General features: G+C 26.0%; 1 protein-coding gene (cut by a window edge). It reads left to right on the top strand.

Going from position 1 to position 17187, the window contains the following annotated elements; all coding sequences use genetic code 4:
- A protein-coding gene (locus UUR8_RS02550) for a DUF1410 domain-containing protein (RefSeq protein ID WP_004026037.1) crosses the window boundary here: on the top strand, positions 1-17187 show its 3' portion. The gene continues 12123 nt to the left of window position 1, outside the view; only the last 17187 of its 29310 coding nucleotides appear in the window; the start codon falls outside the window, past its left edge; its stop codon occupies positions 17185-17187.

Here is a 17187-nt window from a genome sequence, read left to right as displayed (position 1 = left end):
TTAAAACAAAAAACTGTAAAATTAAAAAAAGATGCAAGTTCAAACAAATGAATTATTGAAGGTAATGTAGATAATCTTAATCCAGAAACAAAATATTCACTTGATTCAATTACAATTAGCAAACCTTCAAAAACAAATAGTGGTTTAAAAATTGAAATTACTAATAAAAATCAAATCAATATTACAACTGCACAATCAAATACTGTATTAACACAAGTTAGTGCAAATGATTTAACGTGAAATGATAATAATCAAAATCAAACACAAAGCGTTAATATTACATTATCTGGTGTAAATAGTGATTATGCTAATAAAAAAATTAAAGTTGTTTATACTTATGGAAACGATAATGTTGAAATCGAAAGTCAACCAATCGCATTGACATTAAATCAAAAAACATATAGTTTAATACTAAGTAATTTATTACCAAACCGTCAATATACTTTCAAAAACATTAAGATTGAAAATACAGCTAATAGTGGTACTTATATTGAATTACAAAAAGAAAGTAATGTAAGCAATTCATTTGTTTATAATCCATCAACAACAAGTATTGAATATGGTACTAATGCAGCTAAAGAAATCACAGCTAATATTGCTAAAGTAAGTTTTAAAATCAAAACAAATGATCAAGTATTAGAAAATAACCAAGTTGTTAAAGCGACTTTTGTTGCAGTTAATAATGCAAATGATCAAAAAATTGTTGAAGCAAACTTAAGTAGTGTAAATAGTTCATTTAATGAAGGTCAATTAGAATTTAGTCTAAGTGGATTAACTGAAGAAACACAATATAAACTAATTAAAGTTGAATTCGAACAAAAACCAACTAAAGCATACAAAGCTTTAAATGATCAAAACAATGTTGTTTTTGATAATGCTAATTCAACACATACTTTCACAACAACACCTTTTGCTCATCAAGTAACAAACATTAGTTCAAATGATAGTATTAATACAACAAATCAAACTATTACAATGACTATTACTGGTATTCAAAATGCTTGAATTAATAAAAAAGCTTATTTAACTTATACTTCAAATGATGGTCATAGTATTACAACTGATGAAATTAGTTTAGAAAAGGGTAAACAAACTTATAATTTTACAATTAATAATTTAAAACGTAATCGAACATATACTTTAAATGAAATAAAAATTAAAGATGTTAATGCACAAGACATTAGTTTTGACAAACAATCAAATGTAAATGATACATTTACAGTAACTGCTAGCGCAAATCCAATTAGTGTTATTAGTGTTAGTGAATCAACTGATCGTGCATTTAATAAATTAAAAGAAGCAACAGTGAAGTTTGAATTAACTGATACTGATGATATTTTAAGTGCTAATGATCAAGCAACTATTACATATAGTAGTGATGGAACTAATAGTTTAGAAGTAAATGCTCAAGTTGTAATTGATAGTTCTAATAACAAAAAATATCTACAAGCAATATTGTCTAATCTTGTATTTAATAAAGATACAATTATTAAAAAAATTGAATTCAAACAAAAACCAACTAAAGCAATTAATAATGTTGGTGTAGTTTATGATAATACTAACGCTAATAATAATCAAACATTATCAATCAACAATGATTTTAAAGTTGTTGGACCTACAAATAATCAAATTCAAGATGTAGAATACACAAATAAAGCAAGTGTAAATTCAACAATTGAATTAAAAATTAATAAACACATTAGTAAAAATTTAAAATTCAAATTGAAATTTACTAATAATAAAAATGATGTTAAATATAGTGAAGTTGTTCAAGATAGTGCTATTGTAAAAGGAACAAGTGATAATCATACATTAACATTTGTACTATCAAATCCTGATTCAAATCAATTATACACATTTAATGAAATATATTATTTGGATAAACAAGCAAATAATGATAATGTTAATGAACAACAAAAACTTGAAAAAAACAATAATGTAGTTAAAAAAATTCATGTTAAACGTGGTGCAACAACAATTAGTAAACATGGAAATTGATCAAAAGCAGGAGTTAATTCAGCAAACTTTAAATTTAAAGTTGAAAGCCAAGATACTGGTGCACTAGCCAATACAATTAGTGCAACAGTTAGTTTTGAAGCAACTAATAAAAATATTAAAACAAAAACTGTTAATTTAGTAAATGAAGGTGGCAATTGATTAATTAAAGGAAGTATTGAAGGTTTAGAACCAGATACTACATATACACTAAAAAATATTACTTTAACTAAACCAGCAAATACGCAAACTGACTTAAATGTAAATATTAGTGGCAAAAATTTTATTAGTTTAACTACTCAACCAGCTGATACTGTTTTAACAAGTATAAATTCGACTGATTCAATTAGTAATCCATCTCAAACAATTAATGTAACGGTTTCTGGAGTTAATGATAAATTTAATAATCGTAAAATCCGTGTTGTTTATAAATATGGAAGTAGTTTAATTAATTCAAGTACTACACCATTATCAAATACAACAAACGATTATACATTATCAATTACTACTGGTTTAATTCCAAACCGTAATTATGTTTTTGAACGAATTGAAGTTGAAACAGCTGTTGGAAATAATAATTATGAAAAACTAACACATAATCCTGGTTTAAATGATAGTTTTGTTTATGAACCTAGTGTTTCAAGCATTGAATGAAATAAATCAAATGCTGTGACAAATATCAAAGCTAAGGGTGCTAACATTAGTTTTAAAATTAAAACAAACGATCAAGCGTTAGCAAATGATCAAGAAGTTGTTGCTGTATTTAAAAAAGCTGATGGCACTGGTCAATTAGAATTTACAAGATCATTATCATCAGTTAATGTTAATGGAACTGAAGGTACAGTTACTTATAATTTAAGTAATGAAAATCATTTTGATGAAGAAACAAAATACCAATTATTTGAAGTTAAATTCAAAACAAAACCAGCAAAAACTCACAAAAATTTAAATACCACAGGAATTATATATACTAAACGTAATGGTGATGATTATTCATTTACAACAATTGCTGGTGATCATAAAGTAACTGCAATTAGTAATGCTAAAGTTAATAATCAAAATACAAAACAAAACATTACTTTAACACTATCTGGTGTTAAAAATGAATGAGTTGGTAAACAAATTAAAGTTATTTATTCAAGTTCTGATGGTTCAAGTGTTGAAAGTCAACCTCTTAGTTTACAAAAAGATAAGACAAGTTATACACTTCAATTAAATAATTTAAAACCAAATCGTTTATATACATTAAATGGTATTAAATTAGTTAATAATCAAACCATAACTGATTTCCCAAAAAACAATAATTTAACTAATAGTTTTATTATTGAAAGAACTAATGCAGTATCTGCTACAAGTATTATTGAAACAAACGATCGTTTAGCAAGTGCATTAACAAGTGCACAAGTTAAAATTACTTTAGTTGATCCTGATAATGTTTTAGTAGGAAATGAACAAGTAACAATTACTTATGATAATAATCAAACTGTTGATGGAACTGTAATTGTTGACAATGGTAATAAATATTTACAAGCAACACTAACAGGTTTAGTACTAAATACTAATACAACAATTAAAACAATTACATTTAAACAAAAACCATCTTATGCTGGTGAAAATATTGGAATTAGTAAATCAAATAATATTATTTACCAAAACACTAATAGTAGTGCAACTCCTTTAGTAATTAATAATAATTTTGAAATTAATGGACCATTAGCATCAAATAATGCTGAAAGTGTAAAAAATGTAAGCGCAACAAATGCTAAAAATACTAATGCTATTAGTTTAAATCTTAATTCAAACATTAATACACATATTAGTAAAGATTTATTCTTTAAAGCTAAATATGTACCAATTAATGATCAAGGTAATGAAAGTATTTATGATGCATCTGAAGCAGTTTATAGTAATGTTTTAAGTGCGGACGATATTGCTAATAATAAAATTAGTTTTAATTTAGGTAATTTACAAACTAACCGTAAATATAAACTAAAAGCCGTTTATTATCTAACATCAAGAGATACAAATGTAAATGAAAGTAATATCGTTACATTAAAATCTAATGTGAAATCAGAAATTATTGTCGCACCTGGTAATAGTACAATAGAAAAATATGGTGATTTATCACAAACACCACTTGCAAATAAATCTACAAAAATTAGTTTTAAATTAACATCTGCTGATGGCAATGTTTTAGATACTAATATAGTAGCAACAGTAGTTTATGAATCAACAACTGGTAATCCAAAAGATACAAAAACATTAACAACTAATTTAAAACAAGTGGGTAATGATTGAATTATTGAAACTGATTTAAGTAATTTAAAACCACAAACAACATATACACTAAAATCAATTAGTATTTCAAAACCATCAAAAACACATACTAATTTATTAATTAGTACACTACCAAGCATTGATATTAGAACCCAAGTTGCAGATACTGTTTTAAATGAATTAAGTGCAACATCACCATTAACTTGAGTATCAAATAATGCTAATAATCAAACAATTAGTGCAACATTCTCAGGAGTTAATGATAGTTATGCTAACCGTCTTGTTAAATTAGTTTATCAATACAATTATCGTGGTAGCATGGTTCAAGTTGAATCAAATGCGATTACATTACAAAAAGATCAAACAACTTATAGTGTTAGTTTACCAATTAGTGTTCCAAATCGTGTTTATAGTTTTGTTAAAGCAAAAATTCAAACAACAGTTAATGGAACAGATTATGTTGATTTAAATACAAAAGCTAATTTAGCAAACTCATTCACTGTTAACCCAGGAAAAACAAGTTTTGAATTTACACAGCCAACTAGTGACCAAATCACATATCAAGGTTTAAATTCATTAAGCATTAAGATTAAATCAGAAGATAAATCATTAGTTGATAATAAAGAAGTAACTGTTTGATTTAGATCAGATAATGATTCTAGAGTAGATACAATTAAGTGAACAAGAAAATTAGCTAATACTAATGGTGATGGAAGTGAAGCCTCACTTGCTGATTTAGTAAATTTAAATAGTTTTAAAGAAGAAACTGAATACTATATTTATAAAGTAGAATTCCACAATAGTGATAAAGGCAATTTACCATATGGTAATGTACCAGCAAATGCTAATAAAGTAGTGTATGAATGAAGACAAGGTCAAGAAAAACCTTATAAATTTACAACTAAAGTTCGTGATCATAAAGCTAATAACATAACATCAAATAGTAGTATTAATACAACAACACAAAATATAACAATGACTGTTAGTGGTATTAAAAACGATTGAGTTAATAAAAAAGTTCAATTAGTATATACTTCAAATGATGGACATGTTGTTAATAGTAATGAAGTTACAATTACAAAACCAACAAATTACAATAGTAGTAACGATAATAATACAACATCAACATTTAACTTTAGTTTAAATGGATTAAAACACAATCGTGAATATACACTAACTTCAATTAAATTAATTGGACCAAACAACACTAAAGTTGATTTCCCAAAAAATGATGCTTTAACAAATAAATTTAGTGTTAATCCATCACAAGCAATTAGTGCAACAAGCATTGTTGAAACACAAAATCGAAATGCTAATGTACTAACAAGTGCACAAGTTAAAATTGCTTTAACTGATGTTGATGATGTATTAGTAGTTGATGATCAAGCAACAATTGTTTATGATGACAATAAAAATGCAACTGGTAAAATTGTTGTTGAAGGTAATAATAAGTATTTACAAGCAACATTATCTGAATTAGTACTAAATCAAGATGCAGTTATTAAAACAATTACATTTAATACTAAACCAACTAAAGCTCATGCTAATGTTGGATTAAATAATTTAAATAAAATCTTTGATTCAACAACTAATAATAGTCAACAATTAGTAATTAAAAATAACTTTAAAGTTAGTGGACCATTAAGTAATGAAGCATCTAAAACAATGAATGTTGCTTATGACAACAAAAATAATGTAAGCATTAGTTTAGATTTAGATGTTAATGAAAAAATTGTTCCTAACTTAAGATTTATTGCTCGTTTTAAAGATAATAATCAACAAAACAAAGATAGTGTATCAATTGCAAGTTCTGCAATTAAAACAGTAGGTAATAAAAAAGTTATTGAATTTAATTTAAGTAGCTTAGATGCTAACCGTAAATATAGTTTTGATGAACTATATTATTTAGTTGATCAAAACAACAATACTATTAATTCAAATCATAAATTAACTAAAGCTAATAATGTGGTTAAAGAAATTATTGTTGCCCCTGGTAATAGTACAATCACTAAAACTAATGATTCAAACAATGTTGGACCAAATAGTTTTGATTTCAAATTTAAAATTGAAACCCAAGATGGCGATGTTTTAGAAAATAGTCTTCAAGCTAAAGTTAAATTTAAAGGTTCTGATAATACTAATAAAGAACAAACAGTAAATTTAGTTAAAGAAGGAAACAATTGATTCATAAAAGGAACATTAAGTAATTTAAGTCCTGAAATTACTTATACTTTCCAAAGTATAGAATTATTAAATAAACCAACAAAAACACATACCAACCTAAAACTAGTACAACCAACACAACCAATTAGTATTAAAACTAGTCCTGGTGATTTTAAAGTTACAAGTATTACATCAGATGCAACAACTAATGGTACTTCACATAATATAACAGTTAATTTAGATGGTGTAAATGATGGTTGAGTTAATAAAAAACTTAAAGTAACATATAAATCATCTGATGGTCAAGATATTGTTGGTGAAGCTACATTATCAAAAACTAATAAAACCTATACTATTAATTTAAATGGTTTAAAACCAAACCGTGCTTATACATTTAATAAAGTTGAATTAGTAGATGGTAATAATAAAACAACATTTGCTAAAGATAATAGTGTAAGTGATAGTTTTATTACTAATAGTAAACAATATGTAAGTGTTGTTAGTGTTAGTGAATCAACTAATCGAAATACTAATAATTTAAAACAAGCAACTATGCGTTTTGAATTAAGTGATCCAGAAGATGTACTAACAGATAATGAAACTGCAACAATTACATACAAAAACAATCAAGAAGTTGTTGGAACTGTTGTTAGCGAAAAAGGCAAAAAATACTTACAAGCAACAATTAGTGGTTTAGTATTTAATGAAAATCTTGAGATTAATAAAATTGAATTTAAAACTAAACCACAAAAAGCAGGAACTAATATTGGTGCAAACAATAATGTTATTTATGAATTAACAAATAGCACACCACAAAATAATAAATTAATTATTAATAATGACTTTAAAGTTGTAATTCAAAACGATTCACAAACTATTGAACACACACCAAATCAAACTAGTCAATCAATTAAAGTTAAAATCAACAAACACATTAGTAAAAACTTGAAGTTTAAACTAAAATTCACAAATACAAAAGGTGATACTGTTTATAGTGATGTTTTAGATGATACTAAGATTAAGATGAGTGGAAGCGATCAAATTGTTGAATTTAGTTTAAAAAATCTTTTATCAAATCAACAATATATATTTAATGGAATTTACTATTATAGTGATAACAATACAAATGCTACTCCACAAGAAAGCAATAAATTAACACAAGATAATAATGTTGTTAAAAATATTATTACTAAACCAAAAGATACAACAATTAGTAAACATGGCAATTGAACAGTTAGTGAAAATAGTGCTAGTTTTGAATTTACAGTAACTAGTTTAGATGGTAATGATGTTTTAGATAATTTAGAAGCAACAGTTGTATTTAAAAAAGATAATCAAACAAAACAAACTAAAGTTAATATCATCAAACAAGGTAGTCAATACTTAATTAAAGGTAATTTAAGTGGATTAAGTCCAAATAGTCAATACACACTAGAAAGCATTAGTTTAAGCAAACCTACAAAAGTACATAGTGATTTAAAAATTGTTTATAGTAATAAACAAAATATTACATTTACAACAGAAGTTGATGCAACAACATTAGTTTCTGTACAAACTGCTGATTCAATTAACACTAATACACAAACTGTAACTGTTAATGTAAGTGGTGTTAATTCAAAATATGCAGGACGTAAACTAAAATTAACTTATAGAAGTAATTCTGGTGAAGATATTCATGGCGAATTAACTTTAGAGAAAAATAGAACAAGCTATTCACTAACATTAAATAATCTAGTATTAAATCGACAATATTCATTAACTAAAGTTGATGTTCAAAATGGACTTAATGAAGTTGAATACACAAATATTAAAAATAATGTAGTTGATAATTTTGCTACCCAACCTGGTAATTCAAGTATTGAATGAAATGCACAAACAAGTGCTACTGAAATTAGTCCGACTGGAGTAAAAATTAGTTTCAAAGTTAAATCACCTGATAAAGTATTAGAAAATAATCAAACAATTCGATTCTGATTAGCACCTGCTAATAGTGTTAGTGATCAAAATAGTTGAAAAATGTTCTCAACTGCTAAACTTTCTCAAACTAATAATGATAAAACTGAAGCGACTGCATCGCTTGATTTAAGAAGTGGTAATTATTTTGATGAAGAAACAACTTATAAACTAGTTAAAGTTGAATTTGTTAATAAACCAACGAAAGCATACCAAGCTTTAAAATCAACTAATACTAATAACAATATTATTTTTGAAAACCAAAACTCAAGTTATCAATTCACAACTTCAGTTGGTGATCATAAAGTAAGCGATTTAATTTATACAACAACACCTGGTTCTACTTTATCACAAAACATTAACTTAACATTAAGTGGTATTAGAAATGCATGAGTTAATCAAAAAGTAAAATTAACTTATACATCAAGCGATGGTACTAGTGTTAGTTCAAATGAAGTTGTTTTAACTAAGAGTAAAAAATCTTATGATTTTGTAATTAATAGTGGATTAAAACACAATCGAACATATACATTACAAAAGATTGAATTAATTAATCCAAATAATCAAAATGCAGTATCTAACTTACCACAAAATAATGGATTAAATAAAGTATTTACAATTAGTTCAAATAATAAAGTTAGTGTAGTAAATATTGTTGAAACACAAAATCGTGCTGCAACTGCTTTAGGAACTGCTAATGTTGAATTCACATTAAATGATCAAGATGATGTACTAACAAATGGATTAACAGTAACAATTACTTATAATACTAACAAAACTGTAACAGGTACAATTAGTGTTGCTAATGGTCAAAAGAAACTTAGCGCAACATTAACTGACTTAGCATTAAATAGAATAACAACAATTAATAAAATTAAATTTAGTCAAAAACCACCTAAAGCTGCAGTTGCTATCGGTCATAGTAATACTAATAAAATTTATGATAGTACAATTGATACAAACAATGCACTAACAATCAATAACAACTTTAAATTAAGTGGTCCAAGTACTAATGTTCAAATTACTAAAAATGCTAGTGAAAAAGCATCAGTGACAACAACACTTGAATTAGATGTAAATGAAGAAATTATTCATAATCTAAAACTAAAAGCTAAATTCACAGCTACAAATGGCGATGTTGTTGAATCAGAAGTAATTAATGGTAATAGTGTGGTTACAAATGGTAGTCAAAAAACAATTAATGCTGTTTTAAAAAACTTAAAAGCAAATCAACTATATACATTAACTGATCTTTACTACAATTTAAATAACAATGCTATTGTTGAGGCTAATAAAGTAGTTAAATCAAATGATAGTGTTAGTCGAACAATTCTTATTAGTCCAGGAAACACAACAATTGCTAAAGAAGGTAATTGAAGTGAACCAAGTGATACTGAAGCAACATATAAATTTAGTGTAAGCACTGAAGATAATAATGGTACATTGTCTAATGGAATTACTGCGACTGTTAAATTTAAAAATGGATCAAATACAATTGTAAGTGCTGCAAATTTAGCAAAAGAAAGTGATAAATGAACAATTAGTGGTAAATTAACTAATTTAACACCTAATACGAAATATGTATTAGAAGATATTACTTTATCAAAACCAAGCAGTGTTCATGATAACTTTAGAATAAATATTACTAATAAACCAAATATTAGTGTCACAACACAAGTTGGTGATCCTGTATTAAAAACAATTAGTAAGAAATCAGATAATGCTAATAATCAAAAAACAATTAGCATTAGTTTATCTGGTGTTAACTCTAAATTTGCTAATCGTCAAATTCGATTAGTGTATAAAGATAATAATGATCAAGTATATACTAGTGGTACAGTTGATTTAGTTAAAGGTAAAAATGATTATGATCTTGTTTTAAATAATTTAGTTTCAAACCGTGAGTATCGTTTTGATAAAATCGAAGTCAATACAATTCCTAATGGTGCTGAATTTAATTCTTTACAAAAAGAAAATAATGCAACTAATACATTCACTATTAACCCAGGAAATACAAGTATTGAATGAACAGATGCAAGTGCAACAATTGTTGGCACACGTGGTGTAAACTTTAATTTCAAAATTAAATCAGATGATAAAATTTTAGAAAACAATCAAGAAGTAATTGCTTGATTTGCACCAAAAGAAAGTATTGATAATCAAAGTACTTGATTACAATACACACGACCTTTAAGTAATGTAAATACTGATAAAACAGAAGCAACTTGAAGTCATGACTTAAGTAATAGTAATGATTTTAAAGAAGAAACAACTTATCAACTTGTTGAATTACAATTTAAAAATAAACCTACTAAAGCTAAAAATAATGTTAATAATAAAGAAAATAACATTATTATTGATAACATTAATGGTTCAAATTATCAATTTACAACAAAAATTGGTGATCATAAACTAACAAGCATTACATCAACACCATCAATCAATACAACTTCGCAAGATGTTGATTTAGTATTAAGTGGTGTAAAAAAAGCATGAGTTGGTAAACAATTAAAACTAGTATATTCATCAAGTGATTCAAGCGAAACAATTTCAGCAACTATTAATATTGAACAAAATAAAACTAGTTATCGTGCTACATTATCTGGTTTAAAACGTAATCGAACTTATACTTTAACTGGTGTTAATTTAGTTGATGACACAAGTGTAACAACTTTCCCAAAACAAACTAATTTAAAAGATAGTTTTATTACAACAAGAACTGCTGCAGTTAGTGCAGTTAGCATTGAAGAAACAAGCAATCGTGTTGCTAATAATTTAAAATCAACAACAGTTAAGATTGTTTTAAACGATCCTGATAATGTTTTAAAAGCAAATGATCAAGCAACAATTAGATATGGTAATAATCAATCAGTAACAACTAATGTAGTAGTTAGTGGAAATCAAAAATACTTACAAACAACATTAACTAATTTAGAATTTAATACTAATACAAATATTTCAAATATTAGTTTTGCTACAAAACCAAGTGTTGCAGCCCAAAACATTGGAACAAGTGTAGATAATAATATTATTAACAATGGTTCATCACCTACTTTAACAATTAGTAACGACTTTAAATTAACAAGTCCAACAAGTAATATAAGAATTGTTAAAGAAGCAAATCAAAAAAATAATGTTCAAATCAGTTTCCAACTAAAATCAAATCCTAAGATTATCAATAATTTACTTTTCAAAGCTAAATTTAGAGGAACAAATAATGAAATAGTTGAAACAGATGTTGTTAATGGATCTTCTTTAAATAATACTAATGGTGTTTCAACAATTAACTTTGTTTTAAATAATCTAAAAGCAAACCAACTTTATACATTAGTGGATGTTTACTACTTAACTGATGCAAATTCAAATAACATTGTTGATGCTAATATTATTTCAAAAGAAAATAATGTTAGTCGTGAAGTACAAATTAAACCATCAAGTTCAACAATTCAAAAATCAGGTGAATGACCAACAACTGATACTAGTGTAAACTTTAAATTCCTAGTTACAACTAATGATAACGATGGTGAATTAGGAACTGATGCTACTGCTACTGTTACATTTAATAAAAATGGTGGTTCATCAAAAACCACAACTGTTAATCTATCAAAAGAAGGTAATAAATGATTTATTAAAGGTGAATTAACAGGTTTAGATGTTGATTCAACATATAATTTATCAACGATCTCAGTTACAAAATCAAGTAATATTTACACAAACATTAGTGCAACATTGTATGGTGCAAGTTTCAAAACCCAACCTGGTCCAACTGTTTTAAATAGTTTAACTGTAGCAAATGATAATATTAATACTAATAGTCAAACAATTAACGCAGTGGTATCTGGAGTTAATGATAGTTATAACAATCGTCAAATTAGATTGATTTATAAAGATAATAATGATGCAACATATGAAACTAATTGAGTTTCATTAACAAAAAATAATAAAAATTATACTTTTACATTAAATAATTTACCAGCGAATCGTTCATATCGTTTTGATAGCGTAAAAATTAAAAATACAAATGATAATAATTCATCTGATTTACAAAAAGCTAGTGGATTAACTAATACATTTACACGTCAACCATCACAAGCAACTATAGAATATAGTGCACCATCTGCATTGGGTGCAAATAATGTAACATTTAAATTAACAATTAGATCAGATGACCAAGTTTTAGCAAATGGTCAACAAGTAAGTGTTTATTTATTACCTAAAAATAGTAATAGTATTGATCAAAACTTTAAATGAACAAGAACATTAACAAACGTTAATAATAATGGTAGTCAAGGTGATTTAAGTATTGATATTAGTAGTGGATTAAATGAACAAACTGAATATAAAGTTGTTAAAGTTGAATTTACTCAAAAACCACCAAAAGCACACACTAATTTATTAACAAATAATGTAATTTATGAAGATGTAAATTCTACTCATAAATTTAAAACTTTAGCAGGTCCAACTATGCTAAATAGTTTAAGTGTTACAAACCAAAATATTAGTACTGATATACAAACAATTAGTGCAACATTCTCAGGGGTTAATGATCAATTCAAAGATCGTCAAGTAAAATTAGTATATCAAGACAATAATAACCAAACTTATGAAACTGGAACAGTAACATTAGTTAAAGATACTAATACATATAATTTTGTATTAAATAACTTACCTGCTAACCGATCATATCGTTTTGTAAATGTTAAAATTAATGATCGTACGAATAGTGTTAATTTCACTGATTTATCAAAAGCAACAAATGTTAATAACACCTTTAAACGTGTACCTTCAACAACAAGTATTGAATGAACTAATCCAACAAATATTACACACAATGGCGCTAATTTATCACTAAAATTAAAATCAGCAGATCAAGTTTTTGAAACTAATCAAGATGTGGTTGTTTATCTTGTAAAAACAAGTGAACCAAATGGTACACCATTACAATGAACAAGAAAAATTAGCAGTGTAAATCAAAATAAAACTGAAGCTACAATTAATGTTGATATTAGTAGTGGATTAAATGAACAAACAGAGTATAAACTACTTAAAGTAATGTTTACATCAAAACCACGATTAGCGAATGAAAATTTATCACCTGGTAATACAATTCCTAATACTAATGCAAATTATAAATTTACAACAGAAGCTGGACCAACAATATTAAATAGTTTAAGTGTTGATCAAAGTACAATTAGTAATAGTAATCAAACAATTCATGCTGTTTTCTCTGGTGTTAATAATGAATATAATAACCGTAAAGTAAAACTAATTTATCGTGATCAAAACAATGAAAAATACGAAACAGGTTTAATCACATTAACTAAAAATAAAAAGAATTATGATTTTACTATTAATAATTTAGTGGGAAATAGAAATTATACTTTTGAAAAAGTTCAAATTAGTAGTACATCAAACGATAATAGTTTTGTTGATTTAAGTAAAAATAATAGTTTAACTAATATCTTTAAACGTAGTCCATCAGCAACAAGTATTGAATATTCTGCTCCAACAACTTTAGGTGCAACGAATGCAACCTTTAAGTTAACAATTAAATCAGCTGATAAAGTTTTAGCAAACGATCAAGAAGTAAGTGTTTATTTACTAAAACAAGGTCAAACCCAAATTATTCCATCATTTAAATGAACAAAACGATTATCAAATGTTAAATCTGATGGAAGTCAAGCTGATTTAAATATTGATATATCAAGTGGATTAGAAGAACAAACTGAGTATCGTGTTGTTAAGGTTGAGTTTAAACAAAAACCACCCAAAGCTTATGAGAATTTATTAACTAATAACGTTGTATATAATGAAATTAATTCAAATCATAAATTTACAACGATTTCAGGTCCTACAACTATTAGAAGTATTAGTTCAACAAAATCTGAAGTTAAAGAAACAAACCAAACAATTAATGTGGTTGTTTCTGGAGTAAACAATAGTTATGTTGGACGTAAGATTAAATTAGCTTATAAAGACAATAATGGAACTATTGTTTGAACAAATGAAGTGCCATTAGCTGCTAATAACAAAAAAGACTATAGCTTTAATTTAAACAATTTAACAACTAACCGTGAATACACATTCTTTAAAGCACAAATTACTAATACAAACAATTCAAATAATTATAGTGATTTAACAACAACTGGTATTACACATAAATTTGGCGTGACTCCATATAATTCATATCTAACTATTAATAGCTCAAGTTGAGCAACTAATATTAGTGAGAATGGAGCTAATATTAGCGTTGATATTACTTCAACTGATCAAGTATTTGAAAATGATCAACAAGTTGAAGCAACATTTGTTTCAATGAAATCACCACAAGAAACAAAGAAATTTGTTGGTAAATTAAGTGGTGTTAATGTAAACAATAAAAACAACGCAAAAATTACTTGAATCCTAACAGGATTAAAACCAGAAACTGAATATAAATTAACAAACGTTAAATTTGTTAACAAACCACCTTTAGCAAAATGAATGCTAACAGCTAATAAAAACAATGTTGTATTTGGTGGTGCTCAAACATACAAATTCAAAACATTAAATGCTAAACCAACTATTGTAAGTATTGTTCGTGGTGATGTAAATAATCCAGGATTAATTACATTATTTAATCCAAACATGGAATTAGGTAAAGTTGATGTTACTTTATCAAGAGTTGCAAATCAATTCAATAATAAAAATGTACGTATTGTATATTCTTATATAGATAATAACAATGGTCATCGTACAAATTGAGAATCAGATCCAATTAAGTTAACAACTAATAATGCTAATAAACTATATCAATTTAGTTTAAGAAGATTGTTACCTAATAGAAGATATAAATTTGAACGTATTGAAATTCAAAATGGTTCAAGTTGAGAAACATTTATTGATAATACGAATAAACAAAATGAATTTAATTACAAACCATCTCAAACAAGAATTTCAATTCGATCTGGCAAAACATTTAAAAATGATACAAAAGTTAATGAAGCAACAGTGGAATTTGGTATTGATTCACAAGATAAATTCTTTGAAGAAAATCAAGAATATAGATTGATTTTTAGATCAACAAGAGATACATCGCATACAAAAGAATATACAGCAAGAGTAAGTGAAGTTTGAAACAATAATAATTCAGCTAATTTAATACATAAATTAACGAATTTAGATGAGTTAAGAGAATATTACTTAGATAAAGTTATTCTAGTTAATAGACCAAGCAAATTAGCTTATGGTCCAAACGAAAATGCTAATAATGAAATTTTCTCATCATCTGCAAGTAGTGAAAGATATACATTTATGTTATCTGGTAATTACAATGCTACAAAAGAAGGTGTTTGAGAAACGCCAACAACAACTTCTGCAAAATATAAATTTAATATTACAACAACCAATAATGGAACAATGTTAAATACAAATTCTAAATTTGAATTAGTATTTAATAAGGTTGGTGATAATACTAAATCATTTACACAAGTAACTAATTTAGTGCGTGAAGGTTATAAATGAATTCTTAAAGGTGAATTATTTAATTTAGAATCAAATACAGAATATGTTCTATCTTCAATTAGGGTTTCAAGACCAATGGCAAATGGTACATTTGATTTAGTATACAATACTAATATAAATATTATCGAACCAAACAAAGCTAAATTTAAAACACAAGATGTAACGCCTTCAATTGTTTCATTAACTTCAACAAATATTAATGAAACAACACAACAAATTAATTTAAATTTACAAAATGTTGATAGTCGTTATAACAATAGAAAAGTGCGATTAAGCTATGTATATAATGACCAAGGTCAAAAGTCGATAACTAAAGAAATTAGTTTAGTAGGTAGAAGGCAAAATTATGAAATTGAATTTAATAATTTAATTGCTAATCGTGTTTATACATTAAATAAAATTGAACTATTGAATCAAAATAATACAACAGTTCAAGAGCAGTTTGATAAATCAGCACAACAAATTCAAAAATCATTCACTTTAGAACCTAGTCGAACTAGTTTATCAAATTACACTTATGAAAATGACCAAGGATATAAATACTTAATGTTTGAAATTTCAAACAAAGACAAAGCCTTTATTTTAGCTCAAGGGCAAAGTATAATACCAAAAGTTTATATTAAAAATGTAACTAAAAATATAAAATATAATCTTGATTATTTCGCTTCACCTGAAATTACTCAAGACCCTATAACTAAAAAAATTATTATGAAAATCTATATTGGTTCAACTAATGATTTAAGTGAAGAAAACGAATATCAATTAATGAAAGTTTGGCTTAATTCAAAACCTAATAATGATTTAAATAAAAATATTAATAATAGTAATCAACACATTATTTATGAATATAATGCAAAACCTAATGTTAATAAATTATATGAATCTGATGCAGTTTATAAATTCACGCAAAGTAGATTTATTGGAACCTTTAAATCTATAATTAAAAATGAATTTGAAATTACCAACTATCCTGAAAGACATGTTAAATTTGGTGGTTATTTTGAAAACATTTTTAACCCAGGAGATGAACCTGTTTTAAATGCTCGTGTAGTTTATAAAAACCTAAGAGATAATAAATTATATTATTCATCTGAAGGTAAATTAAGTACTGAAGGAAATAACACAATTGGATTTAATGGTTGAAGTGACTTCCGTGTTAATAAACAAAATAAATTCACATCAGGTACATATGTATTTTGAGGAATTAAATATTGAGGTAAAACTGGCGAACAAGATGCTTATATTGCCTACATTGATGGAGTTGTTTCAAATCCAATAGGATTAGCAGAAATTTAA

It is taken from the genome of Ureaplasma urealyticum serovar 8 str. ATCC 27618, from assembly GCF_000169535.1.
In the GTDB taxonomy this organism is placed as follows: Bacteria; Bacillota_I; Bacilli_A; order Mycoplasmatales; family Mycoplasmoidaceae; genus Ureaplasma; species Ureaplasma urealyticum.
This window is presented reverse-complemented; position numbering and strand designations above follow the sequence as displayed.